The organism is Anatilimnocola aggregata (assembly GCF_007747655.1).
GTDB classification, from domain to species: domain Bacteria; phylum Planctomycetota; class Planctomycetia; order Pirellulales; family Pirellulaceae; genus Anatilimnocola; species Anatilimnocola aggregata.
In genome coordinates this window covers 7111850-7127322 of record NZ_CP036274.1, presented here as the reverse complement: position 1 = coordinate 7127322, position 15473 = coordinate 7111850, and the positions used below count along the sequence as shown (strand labels likewise).

At 56.2% G+C, this 15473-nt stretch carries 25 protein-coding genes; all 25 read left to right on the top strand.

Features of this window, described 5'->3' with window-relative positions; all coding sequences use genetic code 11:
* The first annotated feature begins 161 nt into the window (after positions 1 to 161).
* The 25 genes from ETAA8_RS26895 to ETAA8_RS26775 all read left to right on the top strand — a co-directional run bounded on the left by ETAA8_RS26895 (position 162) and on the right by ETAA8_RS26775 (position 15460).
* Positions 162 to 680, top strand: coding sequence for a hypothetical protein (locus ETAA8_RS26895; protein WP_145096013.1), 519 nt, complete (start codon positions 162 to 164; stop codon positions 678 to 680).
* A 66-nt stretch (positions 681 to 746) separates the two neighbouring features.
* Positions 747 to 1175, top strand: a complete 429-nt coding sequence (locus ETAA8_RS26890) for a universal stress protein (protein WP_145096010.1) — start codon at positions 747 to 749, stop codon at positions 1173 to 1175.
* Positions 1176 to 1500: 325 nt separating this feature from the next.
* The gene (gene rpsJ, locus ETAA8_RS26885) at positions 1501 to 1824 is read left to right on the top strand and encodes a 30S ribosomal protein S10 (RefSeq protein ID WP_145096007.1); all 324 of its coding nucleotides are present in this window, start codon (positions 1501 to 1503) and stop codon (positions 1822 to 1824) included.
* Between the two features lie 172 nt (positions 1825 to 1996).
* The gene (gene rplC, locus ETAA8_RS26880) at positions 1997 to 2695 is read left to right on the top strand and encodes a 50S ribosomal protein L3 (protein ID WP_145096004.1); all 699 of its coding nucleotides are present in this window, start codon (positions 1997 to 1999) and stop codon (positions 2693 to 2695) included.
* Between the two features lie 57 nt (positions 2696 to 2752).
* Entirely contained in the window at positions 2753 to 3388 is a 636-nt protein-coding gene (rplD, locus tag ETAA8_RS26875; protein ID WP_145096001.1) for a 50S ribosomal protein L4, read from the top strand.
* Between the two features lie 64 nt (positions 3389 to 3452).
* The gene (gene rplW, locus ETAA8_RS26870; RefSeq protein ID WP_145095998.1) at positions 3453 to 3770 is read left to right on the top strand and encodes a 50S ribosomal protein L23; all 318 of its coding nucleotides are present in this window, start codon (positions 3453 to 3455) and stop codon (positions 3768 to 3770) included.
* Positions 3771 to 3839: 69 nt separating this feature from the next.
* Positions 3840 to 4697, top strand: a complete 858-nt coding sequence (rplB, locus tag ETAA8_RS26865; protein ID WP_145095996.1) for a 50S ribosomal protein L2 — start codon at positions 3840 to 3842, stop codon at positions 4695 to 4697.
* Positions 4698 to 4747: 50 nt separating this feature from the next.
* Positions 4748 to 5017 (top strand): 30S ribosomal protein S19, encoded by a 270-nt coding sequence (gene rpsS, locus ETAA8_RS26860; protein WP_145095993.1) that lies wholly within the window; start codon positions 4748 to 4750, stop codon positions 5015 to 5017.
* Between the two features lie 69 nt (positions 5018 to 5086).
* On the top strand, positions 5087 to 5443 hold the full coding sequence (gene rplV, locus ETAA8_RS26855; protein ID WP_145095990.1) for a 50S ribosomal protein L22: 357 nt from the start codon (positions 5087 to 5089) through the stop codon (positions 5441 to 5443).
* 51 nt (positions 5444 to 5494) lie between these two features.
* Complete coding sequence (rpsC, locus tag ETAA8_RS26850) at positions 5495 to 6205, top strand: 30S ribosomal protein S3 (RefSeq protein WP_145095987.1); 711 nt, start codon at positions 5495 to 5497, stop codon at positions 6203 to 6205.
* Positions 6144 to 6560 carry a 50S ribosomal protein L16 gene (gene rplP / locus ETAA8_RS26845; protein WP_145095982.1) on the top strand — a complete coding sequence of 139 codons (417 nt, stop codon included), beginning with the start codon at positions 6144 to 6146 and terminating at the stop codon, positions 6558 to 6560. Before rpsC ends, rplP begins: the two co-directional genes overlap by 62 nt.
* Positions 6561 to 6645: 85 nt before the next feature.
* Positions 6646 to 6849 (top strand): 50S ribosomal protein L29, encoded by a 204-nt coding sequence (gene rpmC, locus ETAA8_RS26840; protein WP_145095979.1) that lies wholly within the window; start codon positions 6646 to 6648, stop codon positions 6847 to 6849.
* Positions 6850 to 6910: 61 nt separating this feature from the next.
* On the top strand, positions 6911 to 7195 hold the full coding sequence (rpsQ, locus tag ETAA8_RS26835) for a 30S ribosomal protein S17 (protein ID WP_145095976.1): 285 nt from the start codon (positions 6911 to 6913) through the stop codon (positions 7193 to 7195).
* A gap of 66 nt (positions 7196 to 7261) precedes the next feature.
* Complete coding sequence (rplN, locus tag ETAA8_RS26830; RefSeq protein ID WP_145095973.1) at positions 7262 to 7630, top strand: 50S ribosomal protein L14; 369 nt, start codon at positions 7262 to 7264, stop codon at positions 7628 to 7630.
* Entirely contained in the window at positions 7630 to 7977 is a 348-nt protein-coding gene (gene rplX, locus ETAA8_RS26825) for a 50S ribosomal protein L24 (RefSeq protein WP_145095970.1), read from the top strand. Before rplN ends, rplX begins: the two co-directional genes overlap by 1 nt.
* 108 nt (positions 7978 to 8085) lie before the next feature.
* Complete coding sequence (gene rplE / locus ETAA8_RS26820) at positions 8086 to 8634, top strand: 50S ribosomal protein L5 (protein WP_145100998.1); 549 nt, start codon at positions 8086 to 8088, stop codon at positions 8632 to 8634.
* A 90-nt stretch (positions 8635 to 8724) separates the two neighbouring features.
* The gene (locus ETAA8_RS26815; RefSeq protein WP_145095967.1) at positions 8725 to 8910 is read left to right on the top strand and encodes a type Z 30S ribosomal protein S14; all 186 of its coding nucleotides are present in this window, start codon (positions 8725 to 8727) and stop codon (positions 8908 to 8910) included.
* 18 nt (positions 8911 to 8928) lie between these two features.
* Positions 8929 to 9324 carry a 30S ribosomal protein S8 gene (gene rpsH, locus ETAA8_RS26810; protein WP_145095964.1) on the top strand — a complete coding sequence of 132 codons (396 nt, stop codon included), beginning with the start codon at positions 8929 to 8931 and terminating at the stop codon, positions 9322 to 9324.
* 116 nt (positions 9325 to 9440) lie between these two features.
* On the top strand, positions 9441 to 9986 hold the full coding sequence (rplF, locus tag ETAA8_RS26805) for a 50S ribosomal protein L6 (RefSeq protein WP_145095961.1): 546 nt from the start codon (positions 9441 to 9443) through the stop codon (positions 9984 to 9986).
* A 108-nt stretch (positions 9987 to 10094) separates the two neighbouring features.
* A complete protein-coding gene (rplR, locus tag ETAA8_RS26800) occupies positions 10095 to 10463 on the top strand; it encodes a 50S ribosomal protein L18 (protein ID WP_145095958.1) in 369 nt (122 codons plus the stop codon).
* Positions 10464 to 10505: 42 nt separating this feature from the next.
* Positions 10506 to 11033: a 30S ribosomal protein S5 gene (rpsE, locus tag ETAA8_RS26795; RefSeq protein ID WP_145095955.1), complete on the top strand. Its 528-nt coding sequence runs from the start codon at positions 10506 to 10508 to the stop codon at positions 11031 to 11033.
* Entirely contained in the window at positions 11030 to 11572 is a 543-nt protein-coding gene (rplO, locus tag ETAA8_RS26790; RefSeq protein WP_145095952.1) for a 50S ribosomal protein L15, read from the top strand. Before rpsE ends, rplO begins: the two co-directional genes overlap by 4 nt.
* Positions 11573 to 11747: 175 nt before the next feature.
* Positions 11748 to 13145 (top strand): preprotein translocase subunit SecY, encoded by a 1398-nt coding sequence (secY, locus tag ETAA8_RS26785; RefSeq protein WP_145095949.1) that lies wholly within the window; start codon positions 11748 to 11750, stop codon positions 13143 to 13145.
* A 100-nt stretch (positions 13146 to 13245) separates the two neighbouring features.
* Positions 13246 to 13848 (top strand): adenylate kinase, encoded by a 603-nt coding sequence (locus ETAA8_RS26780; protein WP_145095946.1) that lies wholly within the window; start codon positions 13246 to 13248, stop codon positions 13846 to 13848.
* Between the two features lie 202 nt (positions 13849 to 14050).
* Complete coding sequence (locus tag ETAA8_RS26775; protein ID WP_145095943.1) at positions 14051 to 15460, top strand: HEAT repeat domain-containing protein; 1410 nt, start codon at positions 14051 to 14053, stop codon at positions 15458 to 15460.
* The last annotated feature ends 13 nt before the right edge of the window (positions 15461 to 15473 follow it).

Below are 15473 nucleotides of genomic sequence, written 5' to 3'. Positions count from 1 at the left end.
TGCGGTTTGGCACATGCCGGCTGAATCGCACATCGAAACACCCGCCATTTACGCCGTGAAATCGCCCCTCTGCCCGTTTTGTGACTATGGAACTCCCTTTGCAATAAGAGATGTGCGGTGGTGCTAACTCAATGCGGAAAACCTCGAAAAGGGACCATGCCATGACCCAGTCGGCCAAACTACTGCTTGCTTGCCTCTTGTTTGTATTGATCTTCACTGTGGGAAATGTGATGGCTCAGACCAAACCTCGCATCATGGACGAGAACGAGCCCACCATTTCCAAGTTTATGCGCGCCAAGCTGCAGCACTCGCAAAAGCTGATCGAAGCGCTTGCTCTCGAGGACTACGGCACGATGGCCAAGAGTGCCCAGGAAATGAGCCTGCTAACACGAGCCGAACAGTGGCAACTGCTCCAGACTCCGGACTATTTATTTGAAAGTGATGCCTTTCGCCGGTCAGCAGATGAAATGATGGCAGCGGCCAAAGAAAAAGATCTCGATCGTGCCGCACTCGCCTATGTCGACATGACGATGAAGTGCGTGAAATGCCACAAATACGTGCGTCACACCAAAATGGCAGCCATACCCAACCCCGGCAAGGCAAGTATCACGCTGGAGTCGCTCGTGCAGCCTGTCGTCCGCGTTCGGGACGTTCCTGACGAAGCGCGGACGACTCGTTAGCCGCTTTGAATTGGGACCGAAACTGTCGTACGATGCGGCATCCTCTCACCTGAAGGAATTGACTCCATGCCGTGGTTTCCGAAGCAGCGTGTGATTGTGCCCATCGATTTCTCCTCGGAATCATTTGCAGCGCTCGATGTTGGGCTGCAAGTGGTCGAACGGCCTAATCAAGTCTCGATTATTCACGTCATTCAAGATCTCACTCCGCTCGAAGCAGGGGAAGTTTGGGGCGTTGTCGACCCTACAGCGCGCATCGAAAGCGCGCGGCGAGCGCTGCGCGAACGATTGACCGACGAGAAGTACAGTTCGGTGCAGTTGGAAGTTGTGCTCGGGGATCCTGCTGAGGCAATCGCAGAATATGCCCAGCAAACAGGGGCCGATTTAGTCGTCATTCCATCGCACGGACGACGCGGGCTCACCAGATTGCTGATGGGCTCGACTGCGGAACGGGTCGTCCGCCTCGCTCACTGCCCCGTTCTCGTCCTCCGGCAGTAGTTGCGCGGCAAAGTTTGGTCAGCTCACGCAATCCCACCAATCGAGCCAGCGCTTGGCAGTCAAAAGGCCTTGATGAGGGGGCTAGCGAGCTGCTGCGAGCAAATACTTCTCGGGATTCGTGATTTTTCGCAGCGGACCCAATTGACTGAGTCGCTCCCCCTTTGCTAACCTTAGTCGCTTCCCAATTGGCCGACCCCGGCCAAAGTGAAGTTAGTAGCAGCACAAAACCGATCATTGCGTGATCGGATTGAGCCGCTGGCTTAGGAGCCGAGTTGCTTGAAGGCATCGCTCCTATGGAACCGCAGCTCGATAGGAGAATGCCTCAGTGGCTGGTCAGAAAGAAGTAATTCGAATTCGCATGGAAGCTTACGACCACGCGATCTTGGACCAAAGTGCCCAAGAGATCGTGGATACCGCGAAGCGCACCCATAGCGAAGTGCATGGTCCAATTCCATTGCCGACCCGCGTCGAGCGTTATACGGTCCTGTCGGGCCCAACGATCGATAAGAAGGCTCGTCAGCAATACGAGATTCGGACCCATAAGCGTTTGATTGATATCGTGCAGGCAACTGCCAAGACCATCGAGGCGCTCAATAAGCTGAGCCTGCCCGCTGGTGTGGATATCAAGATTAAGGCCACGACTCGCTAGTAAATGGCCAAGCGGGGCCTGTTAAGTCAAGTTGAGTGTTTGTTGGAATTGTTTTTCTAAACCTAGCCGCGAGCCGTTTTATATTGACGGGAAGCCGTCCGGGTAAAGCAGGGCTCTGAAGACTTCAGGGCTGTTGTGTTCTCGGCAGGCAACGGACCATAGGAATATCGCGATGACCAAGGGAATACTCGGCCGCAAGGTCGGGATGACGCAAATATTTGATGAGAACGGGGCTTGCTTGCCCGTTACCGTAGTTTTGGCCGGCCCTTGTCGCGTGCTCCAGGTTCGTACGGCTGAGCGCGATGGCTATGAAGCAGTGCAGTTGGGTTTTCTCGATAAGCCCCGCCGCCTCGCCAGTCGCAGTGAAAGTGGCCATGTTGCCGATATCGGCAGCCGTCGCTCCAAGAGGCTCAAGGCCGCTGGTGTTCAGGTTGAGGCTAAGGCTAATTGTGAGCCGCAGCGTTTTGTTCGCGAACTCCGTGGTGCTCCGGGCGCTCTTGCCGTGGGTGGCACCGTCGATGTTGGTTCGCTGGATGGTGTAAAAGCCGTTGATGTTACCGGCTTTACGAAGGGTCGCGGCTTCACGGGTGCGATGAAGCGTTGGAATTTCGCCGGTCAACGTGCGACGCACGGTGTGAAGAAGGTGCATCGTCACATGGGTGGCACTGGCGCTCTCGCTGCGAACCGCGGTGGTGGTCGTATGAAGAAGGGCAAGAAGATGCCCGGCCGCTATGGCAACGAACAAGTGACGATTCGCAATATGCGGCTCGTGAAACTCGACAAAGAAAAGAACTTGCTCCTGATCAATGGCGCAGTTCCTGGTCCGCCGGGAACGTACCTGATCATTCGCGAGACAAACAAGGTTGGTTAGTCTCGGCGGTTGTAGTTCAGGTCAATCACGCAGCAATCAAGATCGTTGGAAATAATCATGGTAAGTCTTCCGGTATTCGATCGAGCAGGCAAGGAGGTCGGTAAGTATGAAATCGACCCCGCGCAAATCGCTCCGTCTATCAATAAGCAATTGCTGCATGATGTGGTGGTGATGTACCAGGCTTCTCGCCGGATGGGTACTCACAAGACCAAGACTCGCAGTGAAGTCCGTGGTACGACCAAGAAAATGTATCGCCAGAAGGGCACCGGTAACGCGCGTGCAGGCTCGAAGCAGGCCGCTCAGCGTCGTGGTGGTGGTCACGTGTTCGCGTTGCGAAATCGCGATTACTCCTATCGTTTGCCTAAGAAGGCGATTCAGTCTGCCACTCGCATGGCCATCGCTAGCAAGTTGCAGTCGCAAGATGTGGTTGTGCTCGACGAGTTGTCGCTGTCGGCCCCCAAAACACAAGAAGTCGCTGCCATCCTCAGGGCTCTGCAGTTGCAGGGTGTGTCGCTGATGTTGGCAACCGCGGCACTCGATCCGATGGTTTACAAAAGTGCTCGCAATATCGACAAGGTTTCGGTGGCTCCAGTGAGCGACCTGAATGCCCTGTCGGTGCTAGTGCCAAAGAAGCTCGTCCTCACGCGGGCCGCGTTGGATGTGATTCGCGATCGGGCTAAGAAGCCTGAGTAGTTCGCATTCAGAGCAGTTGTCGGCGTGATTGGTTGGTTTGATTGAGATTGCGGAAGGGTAACACATGAGCACAGATGCAAATACCGAGTATTCGCCGGCCAACCTGCCGAGCTACCAGGTCATCGTGCGTCCATTGGTCACGGAAAAGGGGATGCACCGCTCGACACGCTATAACCAATACGCGTTCGAAGTGAATTCGCTGGCCAGCAAAGAAGACATCAAGCGCGCAGTTGAAGATTTGTTCAACGTCAAGGTCGAGAAGGTCCGCACTCAAAACCGTCTGGGCAAGGCTCGCCGGCACAAGTTCAAGGCTGGTTCGACAAAGGGTTGGAAGAAGGCCCTGGTCACGTTGAACGAGGAGCATCGCATCGACTTCTTCTAAGCGACCAATGGTTGCTGGGAAGGTTTCGCTGCTGTGTCGTGAGCAAGTGCGATAGGAATAAGGTCAGTCATGGGAATTAAGCAATACAATCCGGTTACCGCAGGACGCCGCGGCGCAAGCGTGAGCGACTTTGCTGAATTGACTCCCGGCGCCAAGCCGGAAAAGTCACTTCTCCGGCCAAAGCAAAAGACCGGTGGTCGCAATAATCAGGGCCGCATCACCGCCCGGCATCGTGGTGGTGGTCATAAGCAACTTTATCGCGTCGTCGACTTTCTGCGGAACAAGGACGGCATTCCCGCCAAGGTCGATTCGATTCAATACGATCCAAACCGTAACTGCCGCATCGCGCTGCTGCACTATGTTGACGGTGAGAAGCGGTACATTCTCGCTCCAGACGGCTTGAAGGCCGGTCAGATGGTCGAGAACGGGCCAGATGCCACGCCGACCGTCGGCAACTGCATGCCGCTCAGCAATATTCCCCTCAGCACGCAAATTCATGCGATTGAGTTCCTGCCTGGTACCGGTGCCAAGATGTGCCGTAGTGCCGGTAGTAACGCAGTCCTGATGGCCCGCGATGGTGACTGGGCTCAGATCTCTCTGCCGAGCGGCGAAATCCGCAAGGTTCCTGCTACTTGTCGCGCCACGATCGGTATGGTCGGTAACTCCGATCAGATGAACATCGTGATCGGCAAAGCTGGTCGTAATCGCTGGAAGGGTATTCGTCCAACCGTTCGCGGTACTGCGATGAATCCGATCGATCACCCGCACGGTGGTGGTGAGGGTCGCACCAAGGGTGGTCGTCACCCGGTGAGTCCAGAAGGCAAGTTGGCCAAGGGTGGTTCGACCCGCAAGCGTCGTAAGCCATCGAATTCGGCTATCGTGCGCCGCCGCAAGTCGCGTCGCTACGGTCAGCTGAAGTTGAAATAATTGTTGGTTCGGAATTGCTGCCAGGTTTGTTTACTTAGTGAGAATTGTTCATGGGCCGTTCCAGCAAAAAGGGGCCGTACGTCGACCCCAACGTGTACAAGAAGGTGCAAGCTCAATTGGGCGGCGGTTCGAAGGAGCCGATCAAGACTTGGGCTCGTGCTTGCACGATTGTGCCTGAGTTCGTCGGTTTGACCTTCATGGTTCATAACGGCAAGGCTCACTTGAAGGTGTTCGTTTCGGAAGAAATGGTCGGCCATCGCTTGGGGGAATTTGCTCCAACTCGGACGTTCAAGGGACACGGCGGCAAGACCAAGAAGTAAGCGGACAAAAGGTGAGTGAAGTCGGCTGCCGGGTTCGCCTCGCAGGTCGGTTTCCTTAAGGGATTCAACATGGCATACAAAGCATCGCATCGATTCAGCCGGATCAGCGCCCGCAAGGTGCGCCCGCTCGCCACGATGATTCGTGGCAAGTTCGCTGACGAAGCGCTCGACATTTTGAAGTTTCAGCCCGATCGTGGTGCTCGCTTGCTCGAGAAGGTGCTGAAGAGCGCCCTCGGCAATGCTCAAGACCCCGAACAAAACCCGGGCAAGACGGTTCGCGTCGAACAGTTGGTCGTAACCGATGCACGGGTCGATGGCGGCCCGATGTTCAAGCGGATTCGCCCTGTGTCGCGCGGCATGGCCTACATGATCAAGCGGCGTTCGGCTCATATTTCTGTGGCACTCGAGGAAATCTCCGAGTTGTAAGCGAGTGCGGAAATCGCAACGCCCGTCAGCTTGTGTAGATGAGGAATATTTATGGGTCAAAAAGTGAATCCGGTCGCCTTTCGCGTCGGGATCATGATCGGCTGGAAGAGTCGCTGGTATGCTTCGAAGAAGGAGTTCTCGCAACTTCTGCTCGAAGACTCCAAGATTCGCAAGTTCATCAAGAACCATCCACGTCGCGAATACAAAAGCGCCGGTATCGACCGCATCGAAGTCGAGCGGACACGTGACGAAGTCAAGGTCGTCCTGCACGTCGCTCGACCAGGTTTGATCATTGGTAAGAAGGGGCAGGAGGTCGAGATTCTGCAGGAAGAACTGCAAAACCTCACCGGCCGCCGCGTCAATTTGAAGATTGAAGAAATTGCTCGTCCGGAAATAATGGCTCAGCTGATTGCTGAGGAAATCGCTCAGCAATTAGCCAAGCGGGCCAGTTTTCGCCGGACCATTAAGCGAGCGATTGAATCCGTTATGGATTCGGGTGCTCGGGGTGTGAAGATTCAACTGGCCGGCCGACTTGGCGGGGCAGAAATGGCGCGCTGCGAAAAGGCTTCGGCTGGTTCGCTGCCGCTCAGCACGTTGCGAGCGAAGATCGATTACGGCTTTACCGAGGCCGCCACCGCCCAGGGCAACATCGGCGTACAGGTCTGGGTGAATCAAGGAATGCACGAGGGAGACGCGACAAATGGCCCTGATGCCCAAGCGAGTGAAGCACCGAAAAAGCCAAAGAGGACGTATAAAAGGTAAGGCCACTCGTGGCAACCGCGTCGTATTTGGTGATTTCGGACTGCAGGCAACGATGGGTGGCTGGATCAAGGCCACCACGATCGAGTCCGGGCGTATTGCTGCCCAGCAATACATCCGCGGCGAAGGTCGGCTGTATATCCGCATCTTCCCACACAAGTCGGTGACGTCTCGACCGCTCGAAACCCGCATGGGTAAGGGTAAGGGCGAACCGGATCACTGGGTTGCCGTGGTGAAGGAAGGTACTGTGTTGTTTGAATTGGCCGGTGTGACTGAGGCTCAAGCCAAGCTCTGCTTCGCTCGCCTTGCCCACAAGATGCCGATTCCATGCCGCATGGTTCGCCGTCGGCCCGCCTAGTTGCTAAATGTAGTTCGAGACAGTGCGTAGTTAGAAGACTGCAGATTAGTACCAACGTTTTGATGATTTGCTGAGGATTGCTGGGATGAAAGCTGCGGAACTGCGACAGATGAGCGATGAGCAATTGCGGCTCACCATCGAAGAAACCGAGAAGTCACTGTTCAAGCTGCGGATGCAAGCTTCGACCGAGCGGTTGGACGTTCCTAGCGAACTCCGTCGGCAGCGCCGGCTGATTGCTCGCGTCAAGACGATCCAGTCACAGCGGCAAATTGCCACGGTAGCCAAGTAAGTTCGCAACGAAGCGAGAGAGTCAGTCAACCGAGTTTGACAGTAGCAGACGGAAGTGGATTATGCCTAAGCGTTTATTGATCGGTAAAGTGACTCGCGATAAGTCCTCGACGACTCGTCGCGTGGAAGTTCCTCGTCTGGTAATGCACGAAGTCTACGGCAAGACCATGCGACGACGAACGATTTGCTACGCTCACGACGCGGACGGCATCTCGCACAATGGCGACACGGTGGAGATTGAAGAATCTCGTCCGCTGTCCAAACTCAAGCGGTGGGTGCTCAAGCGAGTGATCAGTCAGGCAACTGCCTCGACGACCGCTCCAGCTGTTGATACTCCCACCACATAGGCCGCTTTTCGTCGCTGTGATCGGCGTGCGAAGTGAGCACCTGGCCGGCAACTGGAGGATAGGAACATGATTCAACAAGAAACCAGACTGGCGGTTGCCGACAACACGGGCGCCAAAGAGGTGATGTGCATCAAGGTGCTGGGTGGTTCGAAGAAGCGAACCGCTGGCATCGGCGACATCATCATTTGTAGCGTGAAGAGCGTGATCGCCGGCAGCGAAATCAAGAAGAAGGCTGTGGTGCGTGGTGTGGTGGTGCGGACCAAGAGCCCGAATCGCCGAGCGGATGGCAGTTATGTCAAGTTTGATAGCAATGCCGTGGTGCTGATCGACGCAGATAACAATCCGCGTGGAACTCGCATCTTCGGAGCTGTCGCTCGCGAGCTGCGTGAAATGAGCTTCATGAAGATCGTCAGCCTGGCGAGTGAGGTGGTCTAATGCACATTCGAACCAACGATATCGTACAAGTCATCGCCGGCGACGAGAAAGACGTCAAAGGTAAGGTCCTGCACATCGACCGCGAAGCGGGCCGGATTACGGTGGAGGGCGTGAATCGTGTTTACAAGCACGTTCGCCGCAGCCAACGGAACCCACAAGGTGGTCGCCTCTCGAAAGAGATGCCCGTTCAGATTTCGAATGTTCTGCTGGTTTGCCCCAAGTGCAACAAGGGCGTGCGAACTGGCGTGAAGGTGCTGGAGAACGGTACCAAGCAGCGGGTTTGTCGCAAGTGCGACGCTTCGCTCGGTGATATTTCCAAGTCCAAGAAGACGGCCGCGGCCAAGTAGGGCCAGTAGTAAAGCCAACGACAGGGGTACGAACAAGTGGCCAAGAAAGCAAAAGCCGAAGCAGCAGAGACCGAAACGGCCTCGAGCGGGCCGGCACCGACTCCACGCCTGCATACCAAGTATCTCAAGGAGGCGCTCCCCGCGCTGGCCGAGAAACTGGGTCGCAGCAATCCGATGTCTTTGCCCAAGTTGGAAAAGATTGTCGTGAATATGGGTGTCGGCATTGCGACACAAGAAAAGAAGCACCTCGAGACTGCGGTCGAAGCGATGGGTTTGATCACCGGCCAAAAGCCGATCATCACCAAGTCGCGGAAGGCCATCTCGGCGTTCAAGCTTCGCGAAGATATGCCGATCGGCTGCAAGGTTACCCTGCGTGGCCGGAAGATGTACGAATTTTTTGATCGCTTGGTTTCGATCGCCCTGCCTCGCGTCCGCGACTTTCGCGGTGTGAGCCGTAAGGCGTTCGACGGCAATGGCAGCTATAGCATGGGCCTGGCCGAGCAATTGGTGTTTCCGGAGTTGAATCCGGACAAGTTCCTGCGAGTGCAGGGGATGAACATTACGTTCGTAGTTCGCAACGCTTCGGATGACGAATCGCGCGAGTTGCTAAAGATTATGGGCATTCCGTTCCAAGCGGAAGTTGCACCGAAGAAGTAAGTACTGAAGTCGTTTGCTTAGTTCGGTCAGCTGTTCGTAGCTCGGCCGCACTAGTGCTGAGATATCCATTTTTTGCAGTGAGTAATTCCAGTGGCAAGCAAATCGAAGATTGCCAAAGCCAAGCAAGCACCGAAGTTTCCAACTCGGTTCAAGCGGCGTTGTCAAATGTGCGGTCGCCCGCGGGCCGTGTATCGGAAGTTCGGCATCTGTCGTATTTGTTTTCGTAAGCTCGCGGACTCGGGGTTGATTCCCGGCGTTCGTAAGGCCAGTTGGTAAGAGGGGTCCTCTGTAGCCATGTTGACTGACCCAATCGCAGATATGTTGACTCGCATCCGGAACGCCGTCTCGGTAGAGCGGCCTCACGTAGATGTGCCCCTATCCTTGGTGAAGCGAGGCTTGGCCGATGTGCTCAAGCGCGAAGGCTACATCTGGGACTGGCAGGTAGTCGAATTGGATCCCGTACATCAGATCCGCCTGGAACTGAAGTACGGTCCTAACGGCGAGCATGTCATTCAGCACATTAAACGGGTGAGCTCACCCGGCCGACGAGTGTTTCGTCGGGCCAAGGAGCTGCGCCCCGTGTTGAACGGACAAGGGATTACGATTCTGAGCACCAGCGGCGGTGTCGTCAGCGATCGCGAAGCTCGGCAGCGGAACATCGGCGGTGAAGTGCTGTGCGAAATCTGGTAGCCAACCAGCTTGCTGCGGCGAGTTGCGCGGCCTGTTCGCAGTGATACTGTTCGCAGTTATTGAGGCCCTAGATCAGCTGTCGATCAACGGCGTGCGAGTTTTTTGAGGTAAGTACCATGTCTCGAATCGGAAATAAGCCAATCGCCATCATCGACGGCGTTAAGGTCTCGGTGTCTGGCCGCCAGGTCAACGTCGAAGGGCCTAAGGGCAAGCTCAGCTGGGAACACCGGCCGGAAGTTTCGGTCACGGTCGATGCCGGTGGCAAGCAAATTGTCGTCGCTCGCCAAAACGATGAGCGCGAAGCTCGGTCGTTTCACGGCCTGACCCGCGCGCTGATTAACAATATGATCTTCGGCGTGAAGAACGGCTACGAAAAAAGGCTCGAGATCATCGGCGTCGGTTATCAGGCCACGCTCAAGGGCAAGGTATTGGCCATGCGTGTTGGCTATGCCAATGAATTGCAACGGCAGGTTCCCGAAGGTCTCACCGTCACTTGCCCGGATGCCACTCACGTGGTGATTCAGGGTGCCGACAAGCAAAAGGTTGGTCAGTTCGCTGCCGAGTTGCGTCAACTCCGTAAGCCAGAACCATACAAGGGCAAGGGTGTCCGTTACCAAGGCGAGCAGATCAAGCTCAAGCCAGGTAAGGCCGCTTCGAAGTAAGCTCGCCCCACAATCAACGCACATACATCGTTTTCAGCTCACTTTTAGATTGGTTTTCTCGGCGGCATCTAATAAGCGGATGCCCAACGCGAGAAGGGAAAGACGGCAATGGACAAGCAACGAACACTGGGTGGACGCCGCGTACGACGGTCGTTCCGCGTGCGGAAGAAATTCGGCCATGGTGCCGAACGCCCCCGTCTGTCGATCAATCGCAGCCATAAGAACCTGGCCGTGCAGATCATCGACGACTCGACTGGCCAGACCCTGGTTTCGGCCAGCACCATCGACAAGGATTTACGCTCCGAGATCAAGTACGGCGGCAATAAAGAAGCGGCGATCAAGTTGGGCAAGATCATTGCCGAGCGAGCCATCGCCAAGGGAATCAAAGAGGTCGCCTTCGACCGCGGTCATTTGCGTTATCATGGCCGGGTAGCATCGCTGGCCGATGCTGCACGTGAAGGCGGTTTGAGCTTCTAGTTTTCAATAGCAATTTCGAGAATTGGTACAGGTCGGGACTATATGGCAGCACAACAGTCCGACGGCGGTCGGAGAAATTCGAACGCCTCTAACGAATCGAATCGCGGCGAATTCATCGATAAGACCGTCCAGATCAAGCGGTGCGCCGCAGTGGTCAAGGGTGGTCGTCGCTTTAGTTTTGCCGCGATGGTCGTTGTCGGCGATGGCCGCGGTCGCGTGGGTTGGGGCTATGGCAAAGCCAACGAAGTTCCACCCGCCGTCGAAAAAGGTCAGAAGCAGGCCACGCGCAGTCTGGTCAGCGTGCCGTTGATTAACGACACCATTCCGCACGCCGTGCGAGCCAAGTTCGGTTCGGCCGACGTGCTGCTGATGCCGGCCGGTGCTGGTACGGGCGTAATCGCCGGAGCCGCTGTTCGCTCGGTTTGCGAAGCCGCAGGCATTAAGAACATCATTACGAAGAGCATGGGCACCAGCAACCAGATCACCGTCGTCAAAGCGGCCATCAAGGCGCTGAAGCAACTGCGCACGATCCAAGATACGGAACGCTTGCGGGGAGTTACCTTGTCATGAGTTTGCACGAAGTTAATCAAGGCATCCACAAACACAAGAAGACGATGCGGATCGGCCGCGGTGTGGGCTCGGGCAAGGGCAAGACATCGGGCAAGGGTCACAAGGGCCAGTTGGCCCGCGCCGGTTGGAAGGGTCTATCGATCTTTCAAGGTGGTGGTAGCCCGCTCGTTCGCCGCGTTCCCAAGCGTGGTTTCACCAATTCATTCGCCTTGACGATTGCCAACGTTAACATCAGCGAGTTCCAAGATTTGTTCGAGGCGGGCGAAGAAGTCTCCATCGAAACGCTGCAGGGCAAAGGCTTGCTCAAGAAGCGGTTCGACCTTTTAAAGGTGCTCGGTAACGGTGAACTGACCAAGAAGCTCAACGTTTCGGCCCACCGCTTCAGCGAAGCGGCCAAGGAAAAGATCGAAAAGGCTGGGGGTACGGCTACGGTTGTTCCCGGTCGCACTCCGGTTGCTGAAAAGCAGGCTGCCACTCGGGCCGCGAAGAAGGCGGATCCGAAGAATGCCGGTAAGAAATCGGGTGCTAAGAAGTCCTAAGTCGGCTCGCGTGCCTGCAATTCCCACCTAACGACAGTTTTTAAGAGCAGCGGCATCGTGGCGCTGCTCTTTTTTTGCTACCTTGCTTTCTGGTAACTTGGGTATCGCCCGTTTTCAGCTGACCGGCTGTCTTGGTAGCTAACGCTCGCTCGCAACAAAAATCTGGATGGATGCCATGTGGGAGAAATTCCGAGCAATCTTCACCATTCCTGAACTACGACAGAAGATCTTCTTCACGTTGATCTTATTGGCCGTGTTTCGGGTCGGCTATCAGATTCCGCTGCCATTCGTCGATCAGGTCGAGATGGCCAAGCGGACAGCGCAACAAAGCGATAGCCCGCTGGGGAATCTGCTTGCCAAGGTTGCGGTGTTTAGTGCATCCGACTTGCGCCAGATGACAATTCTGGGCCTCGGCATCATGCCGTACATTTCGGCTTCGATTATTTTGCAGTTGCTCGGCAGTGTCTATAAGCCGCTGGAAGAGCTGCGCAAAGAAGGCGAAACCGGCCGGAAAAAGATCAACGAGTACACGCGCTATCTAACGATCGCGATCTGCATTATTCAGAGCATTTTCTACCTGCAGAGCATGGTGAGGCAGGGGACAAGTAACTCCGTTCCCATTTTCGACAGCTTCATGGTTTCGACCGGTGCGGGGGCCCACCTGGCTCCAGCCTGGTTCTTTACCTCGCTGTTGATTATGACCTGCGGCACGATGTTTGTAATGTGGATCGGCGAGCAAATCGACGAGTTTGGCATCGGCAACGGTATTAGCTTGCTGATCATGGCCGGCATTCTGGCTCAAATGCCGCTGGCCATGCGTCGCTTTTTCAGCACTATGAAGTGGCAGCTCGTTGGTTCGGATGCTTCTGGTCAGGTGGGTGTCGATCACTTAGTCATCTTGATGTTTTTGTTCGTCATCGTGGTGATGGGCGTCTGCTTCATCACGCTCGGTCAGCGACAAATTCCGACGCAAAGTGCCAAGCATGTGCGCGGTCGCCGTGTGTATGGTGGATCCCGTCAGTACTTGCCGCTCAAGCTCAATCAATCGGGCGTGATGCCGATTATCTTCGCCAGCAGCATGCTCATGCTGCCCGCGTTCCTGCTCCAGTTTTTGGCTTCGTCGCTCGATTCGGCAGCTCCTGGGTTTGCCGGCTCGATCAAGTATCTGGGCGATGCGCTCAGCAGCGGCACCTCGTTCATCTATAACCTGCTATACGTCGCCCTGATTTACTTCTTCAGCTACTTCTGGATGGCGATTACCTTCAATCCGAAGGAAATGGCCGAGAACCTGAAGGACTTCGGCACGTTCATTCCCGGTTATCGCCCCGGCCGACGAACAGCCGAGCACTTAGAAAAGGTGATGGTCCGCATTACCTACGTCGGTGCTGCGTTTCTTTCTTTGGTTGCGATTGTGCCCACGATTATTTCGAGTTCACTGGGTGTCGATGCAGGCATCGCGAGCTTTTACGGCGGTACGGGCTTGCTGATTGCGGTGAGTGTGGCATTCGATTTGATTCAGAAGATCGATAGCCATCTGGTGATGCGTGATTATCGTGGTTTGCTGGAAGCGTGATGAAAATTTGAACGATGGGCCGCGCTTTTGAGGCGGGGCGCGGCCCTCCTAGCATCGATCGGGAGATGTTACCAATGGGGGCACCGGCCGCGAGGTTACGATGCTGATCGTGTTCATCGGCCCGCCTGGTGCCGGCAAAGGTACACAGTCGAAACGACTGCTCGAGTATCTGCAGATTCCGCACCTGTCGACGGGGGAACTGCTCCGTGGCAAGCAAGCGTCGCCACTGGGCCGCCTGGCAGCCCAATACATGGACAAGGGGCAGCTCGTTCCTGATCCCATTGTGCTGAGCATGGTGGGCGAAGAACTCGACAAGCCCGCCTTTTGCCGCGGCTGCATGTTCGACGGCTTTCCGCGCACCATTCAGCAGGCGAAATCGCTGGATGATTCGCTGCGCCAGCGGGGCACGCCGCTCGATATTGTGCTTGAGCTGCGGGCCGATGAGGCCGAACTGGTCAGTCGCATGCTCCGGCGCGCGACAGCCGAGAATCGCCCGGATGATACGCCAGAAACCATCGGTCGCCGGATGGAAGTCTATCATCGTCAGACTTCGCCGCTGCTCGATTATTACCGCCATCAAGGGCTCCTCACCACGATCGACGCCATGCGTTCGGCCGACGAGGTGTTCGACAGCATTCGCGATGCTGTGGACAAAAAAAAAGCTAACCGCCATCAAGCCGTCAGCCAGGTTTCGGCCTCGTAACAAGTTCGCCCGCCCGTAATGGCTCCCGCCGCAAACGCTCCCCTGCTGATCGACGAACGACATTTCGTCCAAATTTGCCCGTCAGACGCTCGCGAACTGCGCCGGCGCACGGATATAATCGGTGAGCTGTTTCGCACACTGGGTGGCTGTCTCTCCGCGGCCGCATGTCAGTGATTGTTGTTTGCGCGAGAAAGGGTCGGAAATGAAATCCGCACGCCCATTTCGTTGGTTTACCGTTGCTTCCTTTCTTTCGCTGGTTGTGCTGCCCCTTGGCATGGTCACAGCCGCGGAAGGAAAACCCGCGGCCAAGCCCGACGCCACGGCAATCAAGCAATTGATCGACGAACTGGGTGCCGATGAATTCTCGGCGCGCGAAGCGGCCACCGAGCAACTGGCCCGTATCGGTTTGCCCGCCTACAAGGCGGTGGAAGATGCGGTCCAACATCCCGATCGCGAAGTTCGCTATCGGGCTGAACGGATTCTGGGGCGCATTCGCCAGCTCGACTTGCAGCGGCGGCTCGATAGTTTTCTCCGCGGCAGTGAAGAGAGCGACGATTACACGTTGCCCGGTTGGGCTCGCTTTAAGAAGGTCTATGGCGATGACACGCATTCGCGCGCGGTTTTTGTCGACCTGACCAAAGCCGATGCGGAGTTACTGCAAGCGATTGAGAACAGCCCCAAGGCAGCGGCGGATGTTGCCGCCACTCGAGTCACGCAATATCAGCAGCTGGCTCAAATGCAGCAGTTTGGTGGCAATGCGGGCCTGCAACTCAACTTCGGCCAGATCGCCACGCTCCTGTTCGTTGCCGGCGAAGAAGACGTCACGCTCAATCAGCAATCGTCGCAAGCGGTATTCAACTTTTGCAACCAGCAGGGCATGGCCGACGCCATCAGCAATGGCAGCCGGCGCGAAATTCCCCGCCAGATGCTCGTCCGTGTGATTGTCCGCAGCGAAGACTGGGCCGCTTACCAGGCCATGTCGCTGGCCCGTCGCTTTAGCATGAAGGAAGGGCTGATTCCGGCCGAGAAAATTTTGAAGGGGAATCGCCAGCCGCACATGGCGTACTATGCGCTGGCCACCATCGCCGCGATGGGCAACGACTCACACATTCCGCTGGTCGAAAAGCTGCTTACCGATCAAAACGTCGTCACGCAGATGCACGAGAAGGACAAGGTCATTTACAAGATCGAAGTCCGCGATGCCGCCCTCGCCACGGCTCTCTTCCTGACTAAGCAAGACCTGAAGAGCTACTTTCCCGTTCGCGAAGGGCAGACCGTGGGGGATCCGCAGCAAGTGCTGACGAATCCACGGATCATCGGCTTTGCTGAAGAAGCCAAACGGGCAGAAACGTTTAAGAAGTGGGCCGAATACCGGGCGAAGAACCCAGGGGCGGCTCCCGCCAAAGAAGACGGCGCAAAGAACGACGGCAAAGAAGCCCCGGCCGGTGACACTGCTGCCAAGGAGGCCGCCGCCAAGGCCGAAGCCGATGTGGCCACTGCTGCCGTCGCGAAAGAAGCTGCCGCCAAAGCAGAGGCCGCGAAGAAGGAAGCAGCTGCCAAGAAGGGGGCTGCTCCTGCTGTGCCAATGAATGCCGTTCCGCGAACTCGGTAACATCGGCGAACTT

What these genes read in the sequence shown, in the direction of transcription:
- rplW (WP_145095998.1), top strand. Translation starts at nt 3,453, where the DNA reads ATGAGCACAGATGCAAATACCGAGTATTCGCCGGCCAACCTGCCGAGC.
- ETAA8_RS26895 (WP_145096013.1), top strand. Translation starts at nt 162, where the DNA reads ATGACCCAGTCGGCCAAACTACTGCTTGCTTGCCTCTTGTTTGTATTG.
- rpsH (WP_145095964.1), top strand. Translation starts at nt 8,929, where the DNA reads ATGTTGACTGACCCAATCGCAGATATGTTGACTCGCATCCGGAACGCC.
- secY (WP_145095949.1), top strand. Translation starts at nt 11,748, where the DNA reads ATGTGGGAGAAATTCCGAGCAATCTTCACCATTCCTGAACTACGACAG.
- ETAA8_RS26780 (WP_145095946.1), top strand. Translation starts at nt 13,246, where the DNA reads ATGCTGATCGTGTTCATCGGCCCGCCTGGTGCCGGCAAAGGTACACAG.
- rplR (WP_145095958.1), top strand. Translation starts at nt 10,095, where the DNA reads ATGGACAAGCAACGAACACTGGGTGGACGCCGCGTACGACGGTCGTTC.
- ETAA8_RS26775 (WP_145095943.1), top strand. Translation starts at nt 14,051, where the DNA reads ATGAAATCCGCACGCCCATTTCGTTGGTTTACCGTTGCTTCCTTTCTT.
- rpmC (WP_145095979.1), top strand. Translation starts at nt 6,646, where the DNA reads ATGAAAGCTGCGGAACTGCGACAGATGAGCGATGAGCAATTGCGGCTC.
- rplC (WP_145096004.1), top strand. Translation starts at nt 1,997, where the DNA reads ATGACCAAGGGAATACTCGGCCGCAAGGTCGGGATGACGCAAATATTT.
- rplP (WP_145095982.1), top strand. Translation starts at nt 6,144, where the DNA reads ATGGCCCTGATGCCCAAGCGAGTGAAGCACCGAAAAAGCCAAAGAGGA.
- rpsQ (WP_145095976.1), top strand. Translation starts at nt 6,911, where the DNA reads ATGCCTAAGCGTTTATTGATCGGTAAAGTGACTCGCGATAAGTCCTCG.
- rplD (WP_145096001.1), top strand. Translation starts at nt 2,753, where the DNA reads ATGGTAAGTCTTCCGGTATTCGATCGAGCAGGCAAGGAGGTCGGTAAG.
- rplF (WP_145095961.1), top strand. Translation starts at nt 9,441, where the DNA reads ATGTCTCGAATCGGAAATAAGCCAATCGCCATCATCGACGGCGTTAAG.
- rplX (WP_145095970.1), top strand. Translation starts at nt 7,630, where the DNA reads ATGCACATTCGAACCAACGATATCGTACAAGTCATCGCCGGCGACGAG.
- rpsE (WP_145095955.1), top strand. Translation starts at nt 10,506, where the DNA reads ATGGCAGCACAACAGTCCGACGGCGGTCGGAGAAATTCGAACGCCTCT.
- rpsS (WP_145095993.1), top strand. Translation starts at nt 4,748, where the DNA reads ATGGGCCGTTCCAGCAAAAAGGGGCCGTACGTCGACCCCAACGTGTAC.
- ETAA8_RS26890 (WP_145096010.1), top strand. Translation starts at nt 747, where the DNA reads ATGCCGTGGTTTCCGAAGCAGCGTGTGATTGTGCCCATCGATTTCTCC.
- rplN (WP_145095973.1), top strand. Translation starts at nt 7,262, where the DNA reads ATGATTCAACAAGAAACCAGACTGGCGGTTGCCGACAACACGGGCGCC.
- rpsC (WP_145095987.1), top strand. Translation starts at nt 5,495, where the DNA reads ATGGGTCAAAAAGTGAATCCGGTCGCCTTTCGCGTCGGGATCATGATC.
- rplO (WP_145095952.1), top strand. Translation starts at nt 11,030, where the DNA reads ATGAGTTTGCACGAAGTTAATCAAGGCATCCACAAACACAAGAAGACG.
- rplV (WP_145095990.1), top strand. Translation starts at nt 5,087, where the DNA reads ATGGCATACAAAGCATCGCATCGATTCAGCCGGATCAGCGCCCGCAAG.
- rplB (WP_145095996.1), top strand. Translation starts at nt 3,840, where the DNA reads ATGGGAATTAAGCAATACAATCCGGTTACCGCAGGACGCCGCGGCGCA.